Below are 23,106 nucleotides of genomic sequence, written 5' to 3'. Positions count from 1 at the left end.
CTACACGGGTCAGCGTTTAACACGCTGACCCGATGACGTTTATTGGATATTTTGGAGCAGGTCACGCATGACAGGCCCAATCTTCTCAAACGCTTCAGGAGTTATGATATCGACATGCGCGCAGTCCTGACGATATACATCCAGACTGGATATCCACGGTGACCAACTGCGTTCAGGACTGACCCCCGGCACTAAGGTGCGCTCAGCGACGAACAGTGTGGCGTGACCAGCAAACGGCACGCTGTGTGCGGTGGTGAGCAGGCGAACCGCATCGGCGTAGTTGCCTTCGATAGCATTAAATAAGGCCTCTGACGCATTCCCCTGCTGCGCTGCCAGAAACGCTTCACGTTCACGCTCGATCTCGGCCAGTACCGCGGGATCCAACCCATTGGCCTCCTTTTCCTGCCAGTTTTGCGTTTCCGGCGGCCAGGTATCCAGCAGCCCCAGGAATGCAACTGTCTCTCCTCTGGCATGTAAGCGTGCGGCGATTCCCTGCGCCAACGTCCCACCCAGCGAGTAGCCTAATAAATAATAGGGACCATGAGGCTGCTGGCTGAGCAGCGTTGCCAGGTGATGTTCGCATACCGCATCAAGGTTTTCCGCCGTCTGCATAGGGCCATCCGGTCGCGGCGACTGAATGCCAATAATCGACCACTGCGGGCTGAGGTAACGCGACAGCACGCTAAACTGCCAGGCGAAACCCGACGCCGGATGGAAGCAAAACAGCGTTGGGCCATGACTTTCACGCAGCGGCAGCAGCGTTTCGAATCCCAGACGCTGCGACTGTTCATCATCATTGCTCTCCAGCAGTGCACTCAGTTGTTCAACAGTAGAAGCCACCATTATTTGCCCAGGCGTTACCTGACGCTCAAAAATCCGGCTCAACTGCGCTGCCAGCTTCATCGCCAGCAGCGAATGTCCGCCAAGCGCAAAGAAGTCAGCCTCTACGTCATTAACCTCGCAATCCAGCAAAGCCGCAAAAGACTGCGCGATGGCGGTTTCAGTCCCTGCTCGCGGCGCACGTCCTGACGTACGCGACGTCAACTGCGGCATCGGCAGCGCTTTACGATCCAGTTTACCGTTTGCACTCAGCGGCAGCTCCGCCAGTTGCAACAATACCGTCGGCACCATATGCGCAGGCAGTTTTTCACGCAGAGTTTCTCGCAATGCAGACGTATCCAGCGGTAACCCCGATTGCGACACCAGATACCCCACCAACTGTCGCGCATCGCCGCCTGTCGCCGCCGCCTGGTTGAATACGCAGGCGTGGGCAACGGCATGTTCGACATCTGGCAGTTGCTGCATCACCCGATCAATCTCACCGAGCTCAATGCGCTGTCCGCGAATTTTAAGCTGGTCATCGCTGCGCCCGAGGTATTCCACTGCGCCATTCTCCAGCCAACGCGCCACATCCCCGGTACGGTACATGCGTTCACCAGGGTTAAATGGATCGGCGATAAAGCGGCTCGCAGTTAGATCCGCTCGCCCGAGGTATCCTTGCGCCAGTTGGATCCCCGTCAGATAGAGATCACCTGCCACGCCAAAGGGCACCGGGCGCATCATGGCGTCCAGGATCCGTAAACCGGTATTCCATACCGGATAGCCAATCGGCACGCTATTGCCCGTTACGGCAGCGAGATCGTCCCCCCAGGCCGGATACCAGCTCACATCGACCGCCGCTTCCGTTGGCCCGTATAAATTGTGCAGTGGCGCATGAGTCAACTGTTCCCATTCGCGGCATAAATCTGCAGGTAAGGCTTCGCCGCTGCAGAATACCCGTTTCAGCGAGGCACAGCTCTCCCGCGCGGTTTCCGGCGTCAGTGAAGCAACAAAAGCGGCCAGCATAGAGGGAACAAAGTGCGTGGTCGTCACCCCTGACTGCGCAAAGAACTGCTGCATCGCCAGCGGATCGCGGTGCGCTTCAGGTTCTGCCATGACCAGTTTTGCCCCAGCAATAAACGGCCAGAAAAACTCCCATACCGAGACGTCAAAACTGCACGGTGTTTTTTGCGCCACCACATCATCCGCGGTCAGAGGATAGTGATTTTGCATCCACAGCAAACGGTTAACGATGGCTGTTTGCCCAACCATCACCCCTTTTGGTCTGCCGGTAGAACCGGAAGTAAAAATAATATAGGCCGTATGATTAGGTTGAGATAGCGCCAGCGGTGCAGCATCCTCTTCTGGCAGCGGCGCGTTGTAGCACAGACTTTCCAGCTCCGGAATATCGCTAAAGCGCGCCAGTTGCTCTTCGGTCGCGATCAACAATTTTGGCTTCGCGTCTTCGAGCATCATCCGCAGGCGATCGTCCGGGTATCCGGTATCCAATGGCAGCCAGGCGGCTCCCGCCTCAACAATACCGTGCAGCGCCAGCGTGAGGAACACGGAACGCGGTAATGCCACGGCAACGCTGTCACCAGGCTGTACGCCACGTTCGCGCAGGCGGCGCGCCAGCGCCACAACCTGTTGGCGCATTTCACGATAGCTAAACTGATAGCGGGCATCAGCCAGCGCCGGGGCATCCGGCGTTTTATCGGCCTGCTGTGCCACCAGCGCGCTCAGCGTGGTAGACGGGATCGCCACGGTCGTGTCGTTAATCTTCGCCAGCCGCTCATGTTCTATCGGCAACAGCATCCCGGCATCGCCGCAGCATAGCGACGGATTGTCGGCAAACTGCGCGATAAGCGCGGTTAAACGTGATGCATGTTGCGCCAGCGTCGCGGCATCGTAGCGCTGTTTATTGGCCAGGATTTCAATACTCAGCCCGCCGTTTTCATCCGGGAACAGCGCCAGCTCCAGATCGTTCACCGGACCTGTCGCCAACGTATGGGTTTGCGCCTGAACGCCAGGAATATTCAGTTGATAGTCGAATATTTTCACGTTTAGTACCGGGCCAAACAGCGGTTCGGCACCGGCTGCGCGCCCGCTGTCGCGAACAATTTGCTCAGCATCATATCGCTGATGTCGGCGCATTTTCTTCAACTGTGCGGCCAGTCGTTGGGCAAGTGCAGGCAAGCTTTCTGCCGCATTCAACTGCACGCCAAATGGCAGGACGTTTAAAACCGGTCCGGTGGACGTGAGCGCCGCCGACCCCATACGCCGCATAAAGATAAACCCGGCGGCATATTCCATTCGGCTGCATAAACGTCCGAGCCACAGCGCCACCAGCGCAAGGGCCAGATCCGCACGCTGAACGTCTGGCATACGTGCCGCAAGCCGGCGAAACTCCCCTTCAGGCGCGGTTAACTTCAGACGAATAATATCCGCGCTGGCCGACCGCCCTGGCAGGGGTTTGTTAGACAGCGAAGCCGGAGGTGGGAGTTGCTTTCGCTGCTCGGTCCAGAAGGCGCCGTCGCGTTGCCAGGCATCGCTTTGCCGATACTGTTGATACTCTTCCACCACCTCAGAAAATGGCGTAAAGGTGATTCCGGCGTGGGCTCGCCATGCAGCCATACGCGGTAAATCGCGGCTATCTGGCGGGTAATGGCCGGGAAACTGAAGCCATCAACCAGCAGATGATGATAACGCTGATACCAATACCAACGCTTTTCTCCCACCTGAATGAGCAGGTGAAAAACCAGCGGCTTAGTGCCATCAGCACGGATGTCCTGCTGCAGGTCTGCCTGCATCAAGGCGCGCGCTGCCGCATGCGGATCGGATTTTTCGCGCAGATCGATAATTTCTGGTGGCGCAAAGGCAAGCGCAGAGTCTACCCATTGCCAGACCTCGCCGTTATCTTCGCTAAACCGCATCCTTAGAGTATCGGCCTGCTCCAGACCCGCCACTACCGCTTTCGCCAGCAACGGTGCGTCCAGTTCGCCGGTTAATTCTACGTAGTGCGCCACGCTCCACGCAGAGGGCAATGTGGAGAGTTTTTCCGCCATCCAGATCCCCGGCTGAGCCGCAACTAACGGTAAACGTTGAGTCATGGAGCCTCCTGCACATCGACGTAGTTCGCTGGCGTCAGCGTGGTCCAGTTTGCATCCAGCCATTGCTGGCAGGCTTCCTGTGATTGGGGTTCGCACGCGACCGTCCAGCCAGCAGGAAGTGAGCATTGCTGCGGCCAAAGGCTAAACTGACGTTGGGGATTTTGCAGAATGTAAAACTGGCCCTGCGGATTATCGAAGGGGTTACTGAATTCCATACTCAACTCCTGTCGTGGAACATCGTCCGGTTAAATCGTGTCGGTAAGCGGTTGCCAGAGCGTGATCAGCCCTTGCATCAGTCCGCCGCGCCAGCAAAGCGCATCGTGTCCACCATCAACCTGACGCCAGAAAATAGACTGTGGTGCAGAGGGTAACTGGGCATAAAGCGCCTGATTTGCGCGATAAATAATGGGCTCGCGGATCCCGGCTTCCAGGACAATACGCAGCCCCTGGGCGCTTATCTTTCCGCTCTTCAGTTGCTCAACGATCGCCCCATCCTGATGACCACCGCGATGCGGCCACCAATAAGAGCCCGACTGGCTGAGCACGCAGCCAAAGCGCGCGGGCCAGTTAAGCCCGGCATATAGCGATGACAGCCCGCCAAAACTTTGCCCGGCGACGACGGTACGCTGCGGGTCGTCACTGAACGCGGTCGTGGTCTTCACCAGCGGCAATAGTTCCTGCTGTACTGCCAACCAAAAATCCGCATTACACGGCAATTCGCGGCTGCGGTGAGCCGTGTCGATGGTATCAATCAGGAGATAAACGGCGGGCGGGAGGTGTCCGCGATGGGTGAGTGAAGTCAGCGCAGGCCAGACCGGCATACTTTGTGCCCAAAACTGTCCGTCCAGCAGGATAGCCAGCGGACGCGCTTCCGGTTGGGCTTCACCAGTGGTAAACACCCACACGCGGCGTGTATTGCCGAGCCTGGCGCTACGCCATTGCAGGCAAACTGCGGGCGAGTCGGGGTTTTCAGGTCGATCCCATCCCGGTTGTACGGGTGCATCAGGCATTTCCAGCGCAGACACCGCATGGCCACGACCGCCCTGCCAGCTCTGCGGATTGAGGGGATCGGCAATAGCCTGCGGCAACAATTGCCGCCAGCCTTCACGCAGCACGGTTCGGTCAGGCGCTTCGCCCGGCGTCTGCGCAGCAAAAATATCATTTCGTTCTGTTGGGATAAAACAGTAACTGCCGCGCCAGTTGGCGCTAAGGGAAACACTCCAGCACCAAACATTTGTTCCGTCAATGCGTTGCATCGACTGCGGGGTGGCATTTTGATGGTGGTCGGTGACGCCGGTGATATAGACCCATACGCGATGAATGGCTGACTCTTTTTCCGTTCCCTGCGGGTCGCGCCACCAGAAGGTTACCCGATAATTTCCGTTGTCTTCACGCTCCCACTCCGGGCCTTTTTTTGACTGCCACCACGCCTCGCTTCCCATCTTTAACGTCGTCACCGCCATAACCCCATGTTTATTGTCGAATTTTATGATCTAGCGTGAAATATATTGATAATATTATTGATAACTATTTGCATTTGCAATAGCGTATTGTCGCGCTGTGGGAAGCGCGCACAGTTTTTCACCACTTATAAACCGGCCTGGCGCTGCGTACTTTTTCTGGAATGGAGGGTTTACGCGGATGCGGGCGACATCAGACCAAATGCCGCACCACGGCACATTGGTACTCGTGGCTAAAAGAACAGCAGGACATACAATGAACAACAAGATTCATTCACTGGCCTTATTGGTCAATTTAGGGATTTACGGGGTAGCCCTGCCAGCGATGGCAGAAGATCAAACCGATAGCGCCGCTGTCTCTCATGAAGACACCATCGTGGTTACCGCCGCCCAGCAGAACCTGCAGGCACCGGGCGTTTCAACCATTACCGCTGATGAAATTCGTAAGAATCCTCCCGCTCGCGATGTGTCGGAAATCATCCGTACCATGCCAGGCGTCAACCTGACCGGTAACTCAACCAGCGGTCAACGCGGCAACAACCGCCAAATCGATATTCGCGGCATGGGGCCGGAAAACACCCTGATTCTGATCGACGGCAAACCAGTAACCAGCCGTAACTCTGTGCGTCAGGGCTGGCGCGGCGAGCGTGATACCCGCGGCGATACCGCCTGGGTGCCACCAGAAATGATCGAACGTATTGAAGTGCTGCGTGGTCCTGCCGCGGCACGCTATGGCAACGGTGCGGCTGGCGGCGTGGTGAATATCATCACCAAAAAAGGCAGCAACGAATGGCACGGCTCCTGGGATACCTATTTCAACGCCCCGGAACATAAAGACGAAGGTTCGACCAAACGCACCAACTTTAGCCTGAACGGCCCGCTGGGCGGGGATTTCAGCTTCCGTTTGTACGGTAATCTCGATAAAACCCAGGCCGACGCGTGGGATATCAACCAGGGTCATCAGTCAGAACGTACCGGCACGTATTCAAATACTTTACCGGCCGGTCGTGAAGGGGTGATCAACAAAGACATTAACGGCGTGGTTCGCTGGGATTTCGCCCCGCTCCAGTCACTGGAACTGGAAGCTGGCTATAGCCGTCAGGGCAACCTGTATGCGGGCGACACTCAAAACACCAACACCAACCAACTGGTGAAAGATAACTACGGGAAAGAGACCAACCGTCTTTACCGCCAGAACTACTCTCTGACCTGGAACGGCGGCTGGGATAACGGCGTCACTACCAGTAACTGGGTGCAGTATGAACATACGCGTAACTCCCGTACGCCGGAGGGCCTGGCGGGGGGTACCGAAGGGATTTTCGACCCGAATGCGTCACAAAAATACCTCGACGCCGACCTGAGTGACGTCATGCTGCACAGTGAAATCAGCATTCCGTTAGATCTGCTGGTTAACCAAAATCTGACGCTCGGTACCGAATGGAACCAGCAGCGCATGAAGGACATGTTGTCCAATTCGCAGACCTTTATGGGCGGTGATATTCCAGGGTCCAGCAGCACCAACCGCAGCCCGTACTCAGACGCAGAGATTTTCTCTCTGTTTGCTGAAAACAACATGGAACTGACCGACAGCACCATGCTGACGCCAGGTTTGCGTTTCGATCATCACAGCATTGTGGGCGATAACTGGAGTCCGTCCCTGAACCTGTCTCAAGGTCTGGGCGATGACTTCACCCTGAAGATGGGGATTGCGCGCGCCTATAAAGCGCCAAGCCTGTATCAGCTCAACCCGAACTACATTCTGTACAGTAAAGGTCAGGGTTGCTACGCCACCGGCTCCGCGACCGGTATTGGTTGCTACATGATGGGCAACGATGATCTGAAGGCCGAAACCAGTATCAACAAAGAGATTGGTCTGGAGTTCAAACGCGACGGCTGGCTGGCCGGGGTAACCTGGTTCCGCAACGATTACCGTAACAAGATTGAAGCAGGTACGGTCCCGTTCGACAGAACGTCTATCACCAACAAAGGGAAAACGACTTATACCGATATCTATCAGTGGGAAAACATTCCTAAAGCGGTAGTTGAAGGTCTGGAAGGGACGTTGAACGTGCCGGTTAGCGAAACCGTTAACTGGACTAACAACATCACCTACATGCTGCAAAGTAAGAATAAAGAGACCGGCGAGCGTCTGTCGATTATTCCTGAATACACGCTGAACTCGACCCTGAGCTGGCAGGCACGCGAAGATTTGTCGCTGCAGTCAACCTTCACCTGGTACGGCAAACAGCAGCCGAAAAAATACGATTACCAGGGTAAACCCGTTACCGGTAGCTCGGCCAGTGAAGTCAGCCCATACAGCATCGTCGGCCTGAGTGCGACCTGGGATGTGACGAAAAACGTCAGCCTGACCGGCGGCGTGGATAACGTCTTTGACAAACGTTTATGGCGTGAAGGGAATGCCCAGACCACGGGCGATATCGTGACCGGGAACTATATGGCGGGCGCAGGCGCGCACACCTATAACGAACCGGGCCGGACGTGGTTCATGAGCGTTAACACACACTTCTGATAACGTTTTTCCCTCTCCTCGCTGCGGGGAGAGGGAAACCGTAAGAAATCATGCACACAACGCACATCCCGCTCCCTTTCGCAGATCATACGCTGCACATTGTCGAATTTGATCCCGACACTTTCCATGAGCACGACCTGCTCTGGCTCCCCCACCACACTCAGCTCCACTCCAGTGGGCGTAAGCGTAAAGCTGAGCACTTAGCGGGGCGTATTGCTGCAGTCCACGCACTGCGTGAATTTGGCCACAAAACCGTGCCCGGCATCGATGTGCAACGCCAACCATTGTGGCCGCAGGATCTGTTTGGCAGCATCAGCCATAGCACAACAACGGCGCTGGCGGTCGTATCAACGCATCCCATTGGGCTGGATATAGAAGCTATTTTTACACCACAAACCGCAGTTGAGCTGGCTGATGGCATTATTGATAACCACGAACATCAGATTTTGCAGCATGCCTGCCTGCCCTTTCCGCTCGCCTTAACCCTGGTATTCAGCGCAAAGGAGAGCCTGTATAAGGCGTTTTCCAATCAGGCATCGGGGCTACCAGGTTTCACCAGCGCAAAAATCACCGCACTCACGACTCAGCAATTAACATTACAAATCATGCCGTCATTTTCGGCAAACCTCGGCAATCAAGAAGTTAACGTTCATTGGTTTCAGCGTGATAAAAATATCGTGACGCTATTTCCATTCTCACCATCAGGATCGTGATCCTTTTCTCTTTTTAAGAAATTAGCTGCGCAAATCGTAGACAGTTCGATTATCTCGACTTATCGTTAACTTGAATAATAAATCATATTTGAATAAATATTCAAAGTGGAGAAAGAGATGAACAAGACCTTGATTAAATCCGTATTACTGGCCTCGATCCTTACCACATCGGGTTCGCTGTATGCTGCCGACAACGGACTGATTGCGATTATTACCCCTTCTCACGATAACCCGTTTTTTAAAGCCGAAGCCGACGGTGCAGTCGCCAAAGCAAAAGAGCTGGGATACGCCACGCTGGTTGCCTCTCATGATGATGACGTCAATAAACAAAACCAACTGATTGAGACTGCTATTGCTCGTAAAGCGAAAGCGATCATTCTTGATAATGCGGGTGCAGATGCCACTGTAGGGCCGCTGGAAAAAGCCAAAGCAGCGGGTGTAGCTGCTTTTCTGATCGATCGCGAAATCAATAAAACCGGCATCGCGGTGGCGCAAATCGTGTCGAATAACTATCAAGGCGCACAGCTCGGCGCAGAGAAGTTCGCCAGGTTACTGGACGGAAAAGGGAAGTACGTTGAACTGCTGGGACGTCAATCCGACACCAACGCCCATGTACGCTCGCAGGGGTATCACGATGTACTCGATGACTATCCGGACATGAAAATGGTAGCCCAGCAGACGGCAAACTGGAGCCAAACCGAAGCCTTTACCCGAATGGAAGCCATTCTACAAACCAACCCAGATATCGTAGGCGTGATCTCAGGTAACGACACTATGGCGCTGGGTGCAGAAGCCGCACTAAAAGCGGCGGGGAAAAATAATGTCATCGTGGTCGGTTTTGATGGCAGCGACTACACCCGCGATTCAATCATTAATAAAAGCAATATTAAAGCGACAGTACTGCAGCCCGGCTGGCAGCAGGCACAAATGGCTGTTGAGCAGGCGGATTACTATCTGAAAAACGGCAAAGCCCAGAAAGAAGAAAAACAGCTCATGGATTGCGTGCTGATTGACGAAACCAATGCCAGCAAGCTGAACAAGTTCAACCTGAGCCACTAAGCGGAGGCACTATGTCGTTAACACAATGGGGTGCCGCGCTGGTTGGATGCGCCACCCTGTTGCTGACGGCCTGTACGGTAGTTGACCTCGACGAAAACGGCAAACCAATTATCCCGGCCGATCCTCAGGCCAAAGCCAGTTTCGACAACCAGACTCCCGATCAGATCGCGCAACAAACCTGGCAATCCCGCGTCCTGGAAGCGGCACAGCAACATGTTCTGGATGCTTCAGCGCTGACCACTCGCCTGAAGGCCCCCTCACCCGCTCCCGAAAGCGTGTTTGTACGCCTGACCAGCCAGATTGATAGCGTCGACACCACCAATGGGCGAGAGCACACCATCGTGGTGAGGGTCAATGATATGCCCGTCACGATTCAGATTGGCCCGGTAATGCGTGGCAATGCTATTCGCGATGCCAGTGGTTTCAAGTTTGAAGATTTTACTAACCAGGTTCAGTTTGCCCAACTGTCACGGGCTTATAACCGTGAAGCGGCGAAACAGTTACCCGCCGTAGACACTAGCTGGCAAGGGAAAACTGCCACGGTGCTGTTTGCCGTGACGTTGAATGCTGGAAAAGCGGAAAACGCAGCAGCACTGACGCTGGAACAGGAGGCTCACTAATGCGCAATACCTCAGCTGATGACATCATCCTGCGCACGCATGCCATTTCAATGCTGTTTCCCGGCACAATTGCACTGGACAGCGTCGATTATCAGGTCTGGCGTGGCAAGGTGAATGTGATTATTGGTGAGAATGGTGCGGGGAAATCGACGTTGATGAAGATCCTCGCAGGCGTTCAGCAACCCAGTAGCGGTGAGATGTCGCTCAATGGAAATCCCGTGCGCTTTGCCAGCACCCGGGATGCTGCGGCACATGGAATTGGTATGGTGCATCAGGAGTTAAACCTGTTTGAGAACCTCACCGTCGCGGAAAACATTTTCCTCGGTCGGGAGATTCAAAAAGGCATGGCCCCCATCAATGAGGCCGAGCAAGAGAAACGCACCGCGGAATTATTAACCCGGCTCGATCAGCCGATATCACCGCGCGACCTGGTTGGCAATCTCAAAGTAGGGCAGCAACAGCTGGTCGAAATCGCCAAAGCACTGGCTGAAGATGCAGATATCCTGATTCTTGATGAACCCACCTCAGCGCTCAGTAAAACTGAAGTCGAGATTCTGTTTCGCGTGATCCGTGAACTTACTCGCCAGGGCGTGTCGATAATCTATATCTCCCATCGCCTCGAGGAATTGATGGCAATTGGCGATGTGATCACTATTTTACGCGATGGTAAATTTCAAGCCGAAGCCAAGGTTAGCGACATCGATGTCCCGTGGATTGTGCGCGAGATGTTGGGCAGTGACCCGGTAAGTAACTTTCTCGAACCCGGCCGCACGTTTGGAGCTCCGGTTCTGGAAGCTGAACATATCACCTGCGTGAATACCGCTGGCAGCGCAGTCGTCAATGACGTCACCTTTAACGTTCACGCCGGTGAAATTGTCGGTATCTATGGACTTATGGGGGCTGGGCGAACCGAATTGTTCGAGTGCTTGTTAGGTACTGAGCGCAACTACCTCGGAAAACTGTGGCTCGACAGCAAACCGGTCCCGCAGCGCTTAACCACCGCCGATCGCATCCGTATGGGAATGAGTCTGGTGCCGGAGGATCGCAAGCGCACAGGGATTTTCCCCATTTCATCCGTCGCCACCAATCTGACCATTGCCAGCCTTTGGCGGCGTCTGCAACGTGGCTTTGCCATTGCCCGCAAAGACGAAGAGGCCGTGGTCGCCAGCACAATTGGCAATCTGTCGATAAAAGTCTCCTCGCCAGAGGTTGAAATTCAGGCGCTGAGCGGGGGGAACCAGCAAAAAGTGGTGATTGGTCGCTCTCTGCTCACCAATCCCAAAATTCTATTTCTTGACGAACCCACACGCGGCATCGATGTCGGGGCGAAAGCCGATGTGTTCCGCATGATGGTCCAGCTTTCCCAGCAGGGTATTGCTGTGGTCTTCTCCACCTCAGATTTAAAAGAAATTATGGCGGTTTCTGACCGCATTCTGGTGATGTCCGGCGGCAAGCTAACTGCCGATATCGCCCGCGATCGTGCCGAAGAATCGGCGCTGGTAACCGCAAGTGCTCAGGGGTTCTGATATGAAAACACTACAATCTGCCGCCATCGCGCCTCGCTCCACAGTCGCCTTCTCTCGGGAAAATATCCTGCTACTAATCCTAAAACTGCGCACTTTTATTGCACTGTTTTTAATCGTCGGGTTCTTTGCCTTCACCGTACCGGGATTTCTCTCTGGCGGCAGCATGGTCATTATGATCAAGCATATCGCCATTAACGCCTTTCTGGCTCTGGGGATCACGTTTGTCATTATTACCGCCGGGATTGATCTCTCAATTGGCGCTACGCTTGGGCTGTGCGGCATGGTCGCGGGATGGCTAATCACTAAAGGCATTGTATTGCCAATGTTCGGCATCGCAATTTTCCCCAGCGTCTGGGTGATTGTGCCTGTCGTCTTGTTGATTGGTGGGCTGATTGGCGCGGCGAATGGTTGGATCATCACCCACTATAACGTCGCACCGTTTATTTGTACGCTCGGAACCATGTACGTTTTGCGCGGGGCGGCGATGCTGACCTCCGATGGGCAAACCTTTCCCGGGCTTTCCGGCAATCCGCAGCTCGGCAATACCGGTTTTGATGAGATTGGTGCCGGTACACTGTTTGGGATTCCGTGGGCCATCTGGATGATGATTGTGCTGGCACTGGTCATTGCTTACGTCGCTCGTCGTCTACCTTTTGGTCGCCACGTTTACGCCATCGGGGATAACGAACGCGCTGCTGAGCTGTCAGGGGTAAAAGTAAAACAGGTGAAAATCTGGGTGTATACCCTATCCGGACTGTGTGCCGCGATTGCTGGAATTGTGGTCTCGGCACAGCTTTCCGCCAGCCATCCGGCCAACGGTACGGCATTTGAGATGAACGCCATTGCCGCAGTGGTTCTCGGCGGTACGTCACTGGCCGGTGGACGGGGCACGATTTTAGGCACGCTGATTGGCGCTTTCGTTATCGGTTTTCTGGCCGATGGTCTGGTGATGATGGGCGTCAGCGAGTTCTGGCAAATGGTGATTAAAGGTATCGTGATTATCGTCGCGGTCATCATCGACCAGATGCAAAACCGGATGCAGCAAAAAGCCGCGGTGGTAGCACAAAAGGCGGCGATGGAAAGCCAGTAATCCCCTCTGAAAAGTCTGATATGCACAACCAGACAGCTCCAGGAACCTCCTGGGGCTGTCAATTGTTTAACTCACCGTGACATCACCCTTTCACCAGACTGCGGGCTGTCGGGTAGTCGGTGATCAATACGTCAATATAATTCCCCTGCAATGCCCCGCGTATCGCATTCTGTTTTTCCACACCACCAGCCAAAGCAATCACGTGGTTACACTCCCGGATCTGCGAAAGCTCCATTCCGATGACCGGGTCTTCCTCATGGCTGAGTACCGGGTTACCTGCTGCATCGTAATAATGCAGACAGATATCGCCTACTGCGCCGCGCTCGGCGAGCAGTCGCAACATTTCTTCGTTGTAGTAGTTGCCTGAGTTTTTCAGCAATTGAGAAGGCTCCAGTTCGCCAATACCGACAATTGCCACATCCACTTCAGCAAACTTTTCAACCACCGCGGCAACGTCAGGGCTGTTAACCAACCGTGTACGCTCTTCAACCGAATGCTCAATACTTTGTGAAGGCAGCAGCCAGGCCGGACAGCCAAGGTGCGCTGCCAACTGTTGCGTAAGAATCGTGGCCTGCACGTTACCATTCGGCCCTACGCCGCCCAGCAGTTGGATCACCCCCGCCGCACGGATATTTTGCGGGTGCATCTCATCGACCATACAGCGAATGGTGCTACTCCAGGAGGAAATTCCAACCAGGTCCTCGGCTCGCAAGCGGGTTTCAACGTAATGCGCCGCCGCACTGCCAATAGCATGCTTAATTTGCGTATTGCTAGGGTTGTCACCGACATCCACGACAATCGCCTGACGAATACCAAACTGCTCTTCAATGGCTTTTTCCAGCGCCACAAAGATATTGGTCGGCTGTACGACGGTGATTTTCACCAGCCCTTCTTTCTGACAACGCGTTAAAGCACGGGAGACAAAGGACTGCGACAAATGCAGCAGCGTGGCGATTTCAGACTGTTTTTTATTTTCGGCGTAGTAAAGCGTGGCAATCTTAACCAGCAACCGCTGTTCATCCTGCTTTGACATGGCATTCCCCCTGATAAACTGCCTGTTATTTTTATTCATACCTGAATAGATAACAAGTCATCAGTACCTTTCCAGTTATCACGTTAGTGTGATCCTTTTCTCTTTTCTCCAAAATTTGGTGGCACAAGCCGTAGACAAACCGCCAGACAAGGCATATCTTTAATCGTGAATAATAAATCAGTAGTGAATATTTATTCTAACCAATAACGACTGACTGTTTTATCTGCAGATTACGTGGTGGGTAGAGAGACAGTTGCACTACTGCACTCACATGGAATATTTATTCATTCAAGATTAAACATTCAAGAGGTGTCTTATGAATCCGTTTTCGCTCTCAATACCAGAGCTAGAAAAGAAAGCACGTGCCGTGCGTCGCCGCATTATCGTGTTGAATGCTGAAAGCCCGGCTGGCGGGCACACTGGCGCAGACCTGTCGCAGGTTGAACTGCTGACAGCACTCTATTTTCGTATCCTGAATTGCTCCCCGGAGATTAAAGAGAGCGACGAGCGCGATATCTACATCCAGTCAAAAGGTCACGCTGTGGGCGGTTACTACTGTGTCTTGGCAGAAGCCGGTTTTATTCCTGTGGACTGGCTGGCGACCTATCAACACGCTGATTCGCATCTGCCGGGACATCCGGTAAAACATAAAACGCCAGGAATTGAATTGAATACCGGAGCTCTTGGTCACGGTCTGCCGGTTGCAGTAGGGATTGCGCTGGCGGCTAAACGCAGCAACAGCAAACGCCGGGTGTTTGTCGTCACCGGTGATGGTGAACTGGCCGAAGGCAGCAACTGGGAAGCGGCACTGGTCGCTGCCCACTATAAACTGGATAACCTGATTATCATCAACGACAAAAATAACCTCCAGCTTGCCGGCTCAACCAAAGAGATCATGAACACCGATCCGCTGGATGAAAAATGGCGAGCCTTCGGTATGCAAGTCACAGAGTGTCGCGGGAACGATATGAGCGATGTGGTGCGCACGCTGGAAGGATTAACCCCTGAAGGCAAGCCATATGTCGTCATTGCACACACCACCAAAGGAGCCGGGATCTCTTTTATCCAGGGCCGCCCGGAATGGCACCACCGCGTGCCAAAAGGAGAAGAAGTTGAACTGGCGCTGGAGGAACTGAAAGATGCGTAATAGCGAACACCTCGCCACCGTCATGGTGAACACGTTAATTGCCGCGGTCAAACGTGGAATGGATGTTGTGCCGGTGGTGGCTGACTCAACATCAACAGCAAAAATCGCCCCATTTATGAAGGAATTTCCCGGTCGTCTGGTCAACGTGGGTATTGCCGAACAGACGTTGGTCGGTGCTGCTGCCGGACTGGCGCTGGGCGGTAAAATCGCCGTCACCTGTAACGCTGCGCCCTTCTTGATTTCACGGGCCAATGAGCAAATTAAAGTCGACATTTGCTACAACAATACCAACGTGAAGTTGATTGGCCTGAACGCAGGGGCCAGCTACGGACCGCTCGCCAGTACGCACCACAGCATTGATGATATTTCCGTGCTACGCGGTTTTGGCAATATTGAGATTTACGCCCCGTCCTGTCCGGTGGAATGCCGACAGATTCTCGACTACGCCTTAAGCCACATAGGTCCGGTTTATATTCGCTTGGATGGCAAAGCCTTACCCGAATTACACGACGAAAACTACCAGTTCGCGCCGGGTAATATCGATATTTTGCGCAAAGGAAAAGATGTCGCACTGGTGGCAATGGGCTCAACTGTGCATGAAATTGTCGAGGCTGCCACAGTGCTGGAACAGGCGGGTATTGACGCCAGCGTAATCAGTGTACCGTCAATTCGTCCCTGCAATACCCAACAGTTACTGGCAGCTTTAACCCACTGCAAGGCAGTGGTTAGCGTGGAAGAACATAACATTAATGGCGGCGTGGGAAGTCTGGTGGCTGAAGTGCTGGCAGAAGCTGGCTGTGCTATTCCACTGCGTAGATTGGGGATTGCCGATGGCCAATATGCAATCGCAGCCGATCGTGCAGCAACGCGCGCACGCCATGAAATTGACGCGGCGGGTGTCGTGAAAAACGCCACCGCACTGTTGCTGGCAACACGATAAAACAATAACAACAACAGAACACTTACTGGAGAAAGCGATGTCACGAATTCCTCATCAGTTGACCATGGCGGTGATTATTGGCAATCGGGGATTTTTCCCGAGCTATCTGGTTGCTGAAGCCCGCGAACAAGCCAGCGTGCTCTTTGAGCGGCTGGGCATTAACACCATAATGCTCAACGAAACGCAGACAGAACTCGGCGGTGTTGAAACCCGTCAGGATGCGAAAGTTTGTGCTGAACTTTTCCGCGCTCACCGCGACAAGATTCACGGTGTGGTGGTACTACTGCCGAACTTTGGCGATGAAAAAGCGATAGCGGAAACGCTGCGACTTTCCGGTTTAGATATCCCGGTTCTGATCCAGGCGCAGGAAGACAACCTGGATAAAATGGGGCTTGCCACTCGCCGTGACAGCTTCTGCGGCAAGATCTCCCTGTGCAATAACATGCGCCAGTACGGTATTCCGTTTACGCTAACCACCCAGCATGTCTGCGACCTGTCAGGCGAGGTGTTTGCACAAGACCTGAAACGTTTCGAACAAATCTGTCGCGTGGTCGCCAGCATGCGCGGAGTTCGCGTCGGCGCTATCGGCGCACGTCCAGCCGGGTTTAATACCGTCCGTTACAGCGAAAAATTGCTCGAGAGACTGGGTATTGCCGTCGAAACACTGGATCTGTCTGAAGTCTTTACCCGCATCAAACGACTGCGCGACGACGATATCCGGGTGGATGAAAAACGCCGCCTGTTGATGGATAACGCCGACGCCAGCGCCATTCCAGCCGACAAACTGGTCACCATGGCAAAACTGTTTGTCGTTATCAGCGAATGGGTCATCGCTAATGATATTGATACGACTGCCATCCAGTGCTGGACATCGCTGCAGGAAAATTTAGGCATCAACGTGTGCTCAATCATGAGCGTGATGTCCGGGCAGTTAATGCCCAGTGCCTGCGAAGTGGATGTGATGGGCGCGTTGTCAATGTACGCCCTCGCCAGCAGCAACTTAAGTCCAGCGTCCATTGCCGACTGGAACAATAATTTCGGCGACGATCGTGATAAATGCGTTCTTTTTCACTGCGGTAATTTCGCATCAGCCAGTCTGGACAGCCCGAAGATGGGGACGGCGGATATCATCGGTACCACCGTCGGTAAAGAGAACACCTGCGGTGCAGTTCACGGTCGTATGAAAAGCGGTGCCTTGACCTACTTCCGCCTGAGTACCGACGATTTAACCGGCGAAATCAAAGCCTACGTCGGTGAAGGGCTATCGGTTGACGATCCGCTGGACACTGTCGGCTGCCGAGCGGTAATCCAGGTACCTCATCTGGAGAACCTACTGGCCTGGATTTGTCGTAATGGCTTTGAGCATCACGTGGCAATGAACCATTCCGCCAGCGCAGAGGTGCTGCATGAAGCTTTCACCCGCTATCTCGGGGTGGATACCTTTTTCCATCGCTAATACTCAGGGAAACCGAAGGGCTGGAGAAAACAATGTCAGCACAAAAAGACATTATTATTGCGCTTGATGAAGGCACCACCAATGCCAAAGCCGTAGCGCTGGATGGTCAGGGAAACGTGGTCGCGAAGTTCTCCCGCGCGCTGGCGATCCACACGCCCCGTGAAGGCTGGGTTGAACAGTCAGGTGATGCACTTCTGGACGCATCGCTGGATGTTGTGGCACAAACCATTACCTGCGTCGGCGCACAACGCGTCGCAGCGCTGGCGATCAGCAATCAACGTGAAACGGCGATAGGCTGGTATCGTGCCAGCGGTCGCCCTCTCGGCCCTGCTATCACCTGGCAATGTTCGCGCACGGCCGATTTTTGCCGTGCATTACGTGAACAGGGGCACGAGGCGTACATAAAATCCATCACCGGATTACCCGTTGCCCCACTCTTTTCCGCCTCTAAAATGCGCTGGCTGCTGGAGTCAGTTCCCAACGGTATGACGCTCGCACAGCAAGGGGAAATATGTCTCGGGACCATCGATAGCTGGTTACTGTGGAACTTAACGCACGGCGAGGAATTTCGTTGCGACATCTCCAACGCTTCACGCACGCAGTTGCTCAATCTCAACAGCGGACAATGGGATAGCGAGATGTTGGCTCTATTCGGTATTCCGCAGCAGGCGTTACCCGAAGTTTGCCCTTCCAGCCACCATTTTGGCGTAACAAAAGGTCTGGAGAGGATACCTGATGGAATCCCTATTCTGGCGATGATTGGCGACTCTCATGCTGCGCTTTTTGCCCATGGGCTGGGTATGGAAGGCTGCGTCAAAGCGACCTATGGCACCGGATCTTCCATTATGGCACCCGTATTCTCGGCGCAGTCCGAGGTGAGCGCGCTGGCAACGACCATTGCCTGGCATGACGGTGACACCCTGGTCTACGGGCTGGAAGGTAATATTCCGCATACGGGAGATGCCGTCGCATGGATGGCCGATAGCACAGGTCTTAGCGAATTACCGGAAGAGCAACTGCTTCATGAGCTCAATACGCTGCCCGCCACGGTTGACTCCACGCTGGGCGTCTATTTTGTTCCGGCCCTTACCGGGCTGGGCGCGCCCTGGTGGGATGAAGATGCCCGGGGGTTGATTCACGGTCTCAGCCGCGGAGTGAAACGCGCACATCTGGTACGTGCGGCACTGGAGTCGATTACCTATCAGATTGCCGATGTTGTTTTAGCGATGCGCCAGCACAACGGTTTTCGACTCAGCGCGTTAATGGTTGATGGCGGGCCAACAAAAAATGACTGGCTAATGCAGTATCAAGCCGATTTATTGGGCTGTCCGGTGATGCGCAGCGATATCCCTGAACTTTCCGCTATCGGTGCCGGATTGCTGGCACGCAAGAAGCTGCAAGGTGCATCTACCTGCCAGTTGCGAGATTATCTGCCCGATCACGTATCGTTCCAGCCAAACATGGCGCGCCATGGGAGATTGCAAAAACGCTGGCATGAATGGCAAGGAGCCGTCGAACGCACCCGTTGGCAAACCCGTTAATAAATCAACGCTAATGATAAATGCGCCCGCAGCCATAACTGACTGTGGGTGCACTGTTAATTCTTCAAAAGCGAGCTACTGCGGCTGACACGCCGCCAGCGATCGGCGTTGCTGTCCTTTTTCATCGAAGTTGTCGGCAGCCAGCCAGTGCTGCAAAACAGCGTCGCACTGGGGCCATTCGCTATCAATCATCGATAACCAGTCGCTGTCGCGATTACGCCCCTTGCGCACAATCTTCTGGCGAAAACGTCCTTCGAAGATAAACCCAAGGCGCTCCGCCGCCCGACGGGAAGCCGTGTTCAGAGAGTCACATTTCCACTCCACGCGACGATAGCCCAACGCAAACGCCTGGCGCAGCAACAGCCAGATGCTTTCGGTGCCGAGTACCGTATTTTTCATGCGCGGTGACCAGGTTACATGACCAATTTCAACCGAACCATGCTCCTGTTCGATCGCCATAAAGCACACCAGTCCCACCGCACGACCGGAACCCTGTTCAATGACAGCATAGGGAACCAGAGATGCATCCGTAGATTTGCCCTCTACCCAGCAAGCTGTGGCCTCAACGCTCGTGGGGCGAGAACTTGCAAGCCAGGTCCAGTCGCGATCGTCTGGCGCCTGCGCGTAAGCATCAAACAGATCGGCGGCATGGCTGTCGGCATCCAGGGGAACCAGTCGACAATATTGCCCTGCAAGTTCTTCCCGCGGCAGTACGGCGGCACCATTCCTGTCAGGCACAATATCGCCGACGGTCTGTCCATAAAGATTAATTTCCGGCACGATTCAACCCCTGTTGCGAAGTAAAAAATAGTTATAACACCGGCCATTTCGCCGTCAAAGCATCGCGGGGGGATTTCTGACATCGAACAGAAATTCAGCGGCCCTTCTATATGCAGCTTGCAAGATGACGCGTCTATACTGATTAAAAATCAACGCTGAAGAGAACACTATGTCCCTACCCGATTTTCATGTTTCTGACCCTTTTACGTTAGGCATTGAACTGGAAATGCAGGTGGTCAATCCTCCGGGCTACGACCTGAGCCAGGACTCTTCCCGACTGATTGACGCCGTAAAGCCGCAGCTCACCGCCGGAGAAGTAAAGCACGATATCACTGAAAGTATGCTGGAGATGGCGACCGGGGTTTGTCGCAATATCGACCAGGCGAGTGCTGAATTATCCGCCATGCAGCAGATAATCTCACGGGTTGCTGCCGAGCATCACCTCGCCATCTGTGGCGGCGGTACGCATCCGTTTCAAAAATGGCAACGTCAGGAAGTCTGCGATGACGAACGCTATCGGCGCAACCTGGAAAATTTTGGCTATCTTATTCAGCAGGCGACGGTATTCGGCCAACATGTGCATATCGGCTGCGCAAACGGCGATGATGCTATTTACCTCCTGCACGGCCTGTCGCGATTTGTTCCCCATTTTATTGCACTCTCTGCCGCCTCACCTTATATGCAGACGTCCGACACGCGGTTTGCCTGCGCGCGGCTGAATATTTTCTCCGGATTTCCCGATAATGGCCCGATGCCGTGGGTGAATAACTGGCAGGAATTCGAGGGGTTATTTCGTCGACTGGCTTACACCAGCATGATTGATAGCATTAAAGATTTACACTGGGATATCCGCCCCAGCCCGCACTTTGGTACGGTAGAGGTTCGCGTCATGGACACTCCGCTAACCCTTGAACACGCAGTCAATATGGCGGGACTTATTCAGGCTACCGCCCACTGGTTGCTCACTAAACGGCCATTCAAGCACCAGGAGCGTGATTACCTGCTGTATAAATTTAACCGTTTCCAGGCCTGCCGCTTTGGCATGGCGGGAATCATCACCGACGTCAATACCGGCGATGGGCACCGCCTGTCAGATGACACGCTACGGCTACTGGAGAATGTCGCCGCTTCTGCGGACAAAGTGGGCGCGACCAGCGCGATTGAATCCTTACGGCTGCAGGTTAAAAATGGTCATGATGAAGCGCAGAGCATGCGTGATTTCGTCGCCGACGGCGGATCTCTGAGTGGTCTGGTGAAAAAACATTGTGAGATTTGGGCCGGGCTGTAAGCGTGGCGTTTGCGTTGCCCACAGAGATCCCGGACAATGGCTTTTTAACTCAAGTTTAACAATGCCATGAAACACCCGCTTGAATCACTGATGACCGCCGCAGGGATCCTGCTACTGGCTTTTTTGTCTTGCCTGCTGCTGCCCGCCCCCTCACTGGGCATTGTGCTGGCGCAAAAACTCGTCGCCACCTTTCATCTAATGGATCTCAACCAATTTTATACTTTGCTGTTTTGTCTGTGGTTTTTACTGCTGGGGGTGATTGAATATTTTGTACTGCGTTTTATCTGGCGGCGCTGGTTCTCGCTGGCGGATTAGACCCGCGAGAACCCTTTGCCGTTAATGCGTTCGGCTATGATTTTCTTTGCGATACGCGCCCGGCGGCTGGCTGAACGTACGGGTGAAAATTCGCGTAAAGGTCTGCTGCGAATCGAATCCGTATTTCAAACAGATGTCATACACTTTCTGGTCGGTATCGCGTAGATCGCGCGCCGCCAGTAGCAGCTTACGCTCGCGGATGTAGCGCCCGAGGCTTTCACCTTTGTACTGCATAAAAAGACGCTGCAGGTGCCATTTGGAATATCCCGCATGGCGTGCAATATCATCAATGCGCAATGGCTGATTCAAATTATCATCAATCCATTCAACAATCGTATCAATGACCTGAGCAGAAATCGTCATCATGCTCTCCCCTGTATTCATTGAGTCGCCTGTTGCCACCAGGCCGTAAACGGTTGGTCCGGTTCGGACAAAATTACCGGTTCACCCAGCATTGGCGTCAGTAGTCGGTAATCCTGACGACGGCTGGCAAGCGCCAGTCGTTTGTAAGGATCATCCCAGGTATGTTTCGCCAGAACGAAACGGCCGGCATGCCCTGGCAACACGGTTTTCGCATGCAGATCGGCCGCGGCCTGCGCCGTCTCTTCTGGCATCATGTGAATAAACTTCCAGTCCTGGTCATATTGACCGTTCTCCATAATCGCCAAATCAACCGAGCCAAACTGCTCACCGATGGCTTTAAAATGCGGTCCATAGCCGGAATCTCCGCTGTAATAAACGTTCTGCTCCGGCGTTTCGAACATGAAGCTCGCCCATAGCGTCTGGTTGCGCTTGATACCGCGCCCCGAAAAATGACGAGCAGGCAGCACATGAACGATCAGTGAATCCGTCACTCTGACGGACTGATTCCAGTCCCGCTCTTCGATTATCTCGCTGCGCATCCCCCAGTAACGCAGATGCGACCCTACGCCGAGCGGCGTAATCACCCGCTTAATTTTCGGCATTAACGCCTTGATAGTGGCGAGATCCAGATGGTCATAGTGATCGTGCGAGATAATGAGCAGATCGATCTCCGGCATCGTCTGCGCAGTCCACGGATAATCCCCGGCAAAGGCTTTGTTCAGGAATGAAAACGGTGCGGCATAATTGCTAAATACCGGATCAATCAGGATACGTTGACCCGCCAGCTGCAAATACCATGAGGAGTGGCCCAGCCAGACCAGAGTATCCTGCTGTGGCGAAAGTCCGGCGAGATCGGTTGCCACCAGCGGTAACGGCTGCGCCGGGCGCGCATTATCACGCTTAGCGACCAGAAATTCCCACCAGGCCGCCAGCATGCCTTTGTTGCCGGTATAGCCCGGTGTCGGCACCTGGTTATGAAACTGTCCATCACGATAGTGAGGTGACTGTTCAACCAAACTCAGTTGTGCCCCTTGCGGGGCCTGACCAAACCCGGCATTGAGTACAAACGGTAAACTTGCAGCTGCGGCAATAAGCATAATAACAACCACATAAACTGTGAGACGCTTCATATCCTGACCTTAAACGCGCCCCTTTCCGCTGGTTTGCGCGACTGACTCTTGATTATGAGTGAGTAAGCACTCATTATAGAAATCGAAAGTTCGCCGTCAAGATGATTTTCAATCTTTGACATTCGCCGTTGCGGTGCTGCAAAGGCCGTGATTCAATCATGTTTTTTACAGACTTAAGGGTAAAGT

General features: G+C 53.9%; 18 protein-coding genes and 1 pseudogene. 12 read left to right on the top strand and 7 right to left on the bottom strand.

What is annotated here, in order from left to right:
• Window positions 1-39: 39 nt before the first annotated feature.
• The 3 genes and pseudogenes from entF to fes all read right to left on the bottom strand — a co-directional run bounded on the left by entF (window position 40) and on the right by fes (window position 5,392).
• Window positions 40-3,929: pseudogene (gene entF / locus B9P82_RS00445) on the bottom strand (enterobactin non-ribosomal peptide synthetase EntF).
• On the bottom strand, window positions 3,926-4,144 hold the full coding sequence (locus B9P82_RS00440) for an MbtH family protein (RefSeq protein ID WP_016152190.1): 219 nt from the start codon (window positions 4,142-4,144) through the stop codon (window positions 3,926-3,928). The pseudogene entF and the gene B9P82_RS00440 overlap by 4 nt, the downstream one beginning before the upstream one ends.
• Window positions 4,145-4,174: 30 nt before the next feature.
• Window positions 4,175-5,392, bottom strand: a complete 1,218-nt coding sequence (fes, locus tag B9P82_RS00435) for an enterochelin esterase (RefSeq protein WP_016152189.1) — start codon at window positions 5,390-5,392, stop codon at window positions 4,175-4,177.
• Window positions 5,393-5,645: 253 nt separating this feature from the next.
• Here fes and B9P82_RS00430 point away from each other — a divergent pair, with 253 nt between their 5' ends.
• The 6 genes from B9P82_RS00430 (at window position 5,646) to B9P82_RS00405 (ending at window position 12,927) form a co-directional block, all read left to right on the top strand.
• Window positions 5,646-7,919, top strand: a complete 2,274-nt coding sequence (locus B9P82_RS00430; RefSeq protein WP_016155941.1) for a TonB-dependent siderophore receptor — start codon at window positions 5,646-5,648, stop codon at window positions 7,917-7,919.
• A gap of 50 nt (window positions 7,920-7,969) precedes the next feature.
• Window positions 7,970-8,632 (top strand): enterobactin synthase subunit EntD, encoded by a 663-nt coding sequence (gene entD / locus B9P82_RS00425; RefSeq protein ID WP_101699794.1) that lies wholly within the window; start codon window positions 7,970-7,972, stop codon window positions 8,630-8,632.
• A 117-nt stretch (window positions 8,633-8,749) separates the two neighbouring features.
• On the top strand, window positions 8,750-9,691 hold the full coding sequence (locus tag B9P82_RS00420; RefSeq protein WP_016152186.1) for a D-ribose ABC transporter substrate-binding protein: 942 nt from the start codon (window positions 8,750-8,752) through the stop codon (window positions 9,689-9,691).
• Window positions 9,692-9,702: 11 nt separating this feature from the next.
• Window positions 9,703-10,311, top strand: a complete 609-nt coding sequence (locus B9P82_RS00415) for a DUF2291 family protein (RefSeq protein WP_016152185.1) — start codon at window positions 9,703-9,705, stop codon at window positions 10,309-10,311.
• Entirely contained in the window at window positions 10,311-11,837 is a 1,527-nt protein-coding gene (locus B9P82_RS00410; protein WP_170973930.1) for a sugar ABC transporter ATP-binding protein, read from the top strand. The genes B9P82_RS00415 and B9P82_RS00410 overlap by 1 nt, the downstream gene beginning before the upstream one ends.
• A 1-nt stretch (window position 11,838) precedes the next feature.
• The gene (locus tag B9P82_RS00405; RefSeq protein WP_016152183.1) at window positions 11,839-12,927 is read left to right on the top strand and encodes an ABC transporter permease; all 1,089 of its coding nucleotides are present in this window, start codon (window positions 11,839-11,841) and stop codon (window positions 12,925-12,927) included.
• Window positions 12,928-13,009: 82 nt separating this feature from the next.
• Here the strand turns inward: B9P82_RS00405 and B9P82_RS00400 are convergent, their stop codons facing one another.
• Window positions 13,010-13,960 carry a sugar-binding transcriptional regulator gene (locus B9P82_RS00400; RefSeq protein WP_047358065.1) on the bottom strand — a complete coding sequence of 317 codons (951 nt, stop codon included), beginning with the start codon at window positions 13,958-13,960 and terminating at the stop codon, window positions 13,010-13,012.
• 316 nt (window positions 13,961-14,276) lie between these two features.
• Between B9P82_RS00400 and B9P82_RS00395 the strand changes: the two genes are divergently transcribed.
• The 4 genes from B9P82_RS00395 to B9P82_RS00380 are packed head-to-tail and all read left to right on the top strand — an operon-like array spanning window position 14,277 to window position 19,044.
• Window positions 14,277-15,107 (top strand): transketolase, encoded by an 831-nt coding sequence (locus B9P82_RS00395; protein ID WP_016152181.1) that lies wholly within the window; start codon window positions 14,277-14,279, stop codon window positions 15,105-15,107.
• Complete coding sequence (locus tag B9P82_RS00390; protein WP_047358064.1) at window positions 15,100-16,047, top strand: transketolase family protein; 948 nt, start codon at window positions 15,100-15,102, stop codon at window positions 16,045-16,047. The genes B9P82_RS00395 and B9P82_RS00390 overlap by 8 nt, the downstream gene beginning before the upstream one ends.
• 37 nt (window positions 16,048-16,084) lie before the next feature.
• On the top strand, window positions 16,085-17,503 hold the full coding sequence (locus B9P82_RS00385) for an L-fucose/L-arabinose isomerase family protein (RefSeq protein ID WP_101699792.1): 1,419 nt from the start codon (window positions 16,085-16,087) through the stop codon (window positions 17,501-17,503).
• A 32-nt stretch (window positions 17,504-17,535) separates the two neighbouring features.
• Window positions 17,536-19,044 carry an FGGY family carbohydrate kinase gene (locus tag B9P82_RS00380; protein ID WP_101699791.1) on the top strand — a complete coding sequence of 503 codons (1,509 nt, stop codon included), beginning with the start codon at window positions 17,536-17,538 and terminating at the stop codon, window positions 19,042-19,044.
• A 75-nt stretch (window positions 19,045-19,119) separates the two neighbouring features.
• Here the strand turns inward: B9P82_RS00380 and B9P82_RS00375 are convergent, their stop codons facing one another.
• Entirely contained in the window at window positions 19,120-19,824 is a 705-nt protein-coding gene (locus tag B9P82_RS00375) for a GNAT family N-acetyltransferase (RefSeq protein WP_101699788.1), read from the bottom strand.
• A 169-nt stretch (window positions 19,825-19,993) separates the two neighbouring features.
• Here B9P82_RS00375 and B9P82_RS00370 point away from each other — a divergent pair, with 169 nt between their 5' ends.
• Both B9P82_RS00370 and B9P82_RS00365 read left to right on the top strand, forming a co-directional pair.
• On the top strand, window positions 19,994-21,112 hold the full coding sequence (locus B9P82_RS00370; RefSeq protein WP_019076232.1) for a YbdK family carboxylate-amine ligase: 1,119 nt from the start codon (window positions 19,994-19,996) through the stop codon (window positions 21,110-21,112).
• A 66-nt stretch (window positions 21,113-21,178) separates the two neighbouring features.
• A complete protein-coding gene (locus B9P82_RS00365) occupies window positions 21,179-21,427 on the top strand; it encodes a DUF1158 domain-containing protein (RefSeq protein WP_016152175.1) in 249 nt (82 codons plus the stop codon).
• Window positions 21,428-21,448: 21 nt separating this feature from the next.
• On the opposite strand, the gene B9P82_RS00360 is transcribed toward B9P82_RS00365, so the two are convergent.
• Both B9P82_RS00360 and B9P82_RS00355 read right to left on the bottom strand, forming a co-directional pair.
• A complete protein-coding gene (locus tag B9P82_RS00360; RefSeq protein WP_003021996.1) occupies window positions 21,449-21,790 on the bottom strand; it encodes a RamA family antibiotic efflux transcriptional regulator in 342 nt (113 codons plus the stop codon).
• 17 nt (window positions 21,791-21,807) lie between these two features.
• Window positions 21,808-22,920 (bottom strand): MBL fold metallo-hydrolase, encoded by a 1,113-nt coding sequence (locus tag B9P82_RS00355; protein WP_101699786.1) that lies wholly within the window; start codon window positions 22,918-22,920, stop codon window positions 21,808-21,810.
• Between the last annotated feature and the right edge of the window lie 186 nt (window positions 22,921-23,106).

The sequence above is a fragment of the Citrobacter sp. L55 genome (genome assembly GCF_002850715.1).
Lineage (GTDB): Bacteria > Pseudomonadota > Gammaproteobacteria > Enterobacterales > Enterobacteriaceae > Citrobacter > Citrobacter braakii.
The sequence above is the reverse complement of the archived record's forward strand: the minus strand, read 5'-3'. Positions and strand labels throughout refer to the sequence as shown.

Coding starts and splice junctions, on each gene's coding strand:
- B9P82_RS00395 (WP_016152181.1), top strand. CDS start 14,277: ATGAATCCGTTTTCGCTCTCAATACCAGAGCTAGAAAAGAAAGCACGT.
- B9P82_RS00370 (WP_019076232.1), top strand. CDS start 19,994: ATGTCCCTACCCGATTTTCATGTTTCTGACCCTTTTACGTTAGGCATT.
- B9P82_RS00360 (WP_003021996.1), bottom strand. CDS start 21,790: ATGACGATTTCTGCTCAGGTCATTGATACGATTGTTGAATGGATTGAT.
- B9P82_RS00415 (WP_016152185.1), top strand. CDS start 9,703: ATGTCGTTAACACAATGGGGTGCCGCGCTGGTTGGATGCGCCACCCTG.
- B9P82_RS00430 (WP_016155941.1), top strand. CDS start 5,646: ATGAACAACAAGATTCATTCACTGGCCTTATTGGTCAATTTAGGGATT.
- B9P82_RS00380 (WP_101699791.1), top strand. CDS start 17,536: ATGTCAGCACAAAAAGACATTATTATTGCGCTTGATGAAGGCACCACC.
- B9P82_RS00400 (WP_047358065.1), bottom strand. CDS start 13,960: ATGTCAAAGCAGGATGAACAGCGGTTGCTGGTTAAGATTGCCACGCTT.
- entD (WP_101699794.1), top strand. CDS start 7,970: ATGCACACAACGCACATCCCGCTCCCTTTCGCAGATCATACGCTGCAC.
- B9P82_RS00385 (WP_101699792.1), top strand. CDS start 16,085: ATGTCACGAATTCCTCATCAGTTGACCATGGCGGTGATTATTGGCAAT.
- B9P82_RS00365 (WP_016152175.1), top strand. CDS start 21,179: ATGAAACACCCGCTTGAATCACTGATGACCGCCGCAGGGATCCTGCTA.
- B9P82_RS00420 (WP_016152186.1), top strand. CDS start 8,750: ATGAACAAGACCTTGATTAAATCCGTATTACTGGCCTCGATCCTTACC.
- B9P82_RS00440 (WP_016152190.1), bottom strand. CDS start 4,144: ATGGAATTCAGTAACCCCTTCGATAATCCGCAGGGCCAGTTTTACATT.
- B9P82_RS00390 (WP_047358064.1), top strand. CDS start 15,100: ATGCGTAATAGCGAACACCTCGCCACCGTCATGGTGAACACGTTAATT.
- B9P82_RS00405 (WP_016152183.1), top strand. CDS start 11,839: ATGAAAACACTACAATCTGCCGCCATCGCGCCTCGCTCCACAGTCGCC.
- fes (WP_016152189.1), bottom strand. CDS start 5,392: ATGGCGGTGACGACGTTAAAGATGGGAAGCGAGGCGTGGTGGCAGTCA.
- B9P82_RS00410 (WP_170973930.1), top strand. CDS start 10,311: ATGCGCAATACCTCAGCTGATGACATCATCCTGCGCACGCATGCCATT.
- B9P82_RS00355 (WP_101699786.1), bottom strand. CDS start 22,920: ATGAAGCGTCTCACAGTTTATGTGGTTGTTATTATGCTTATTGCCGCA.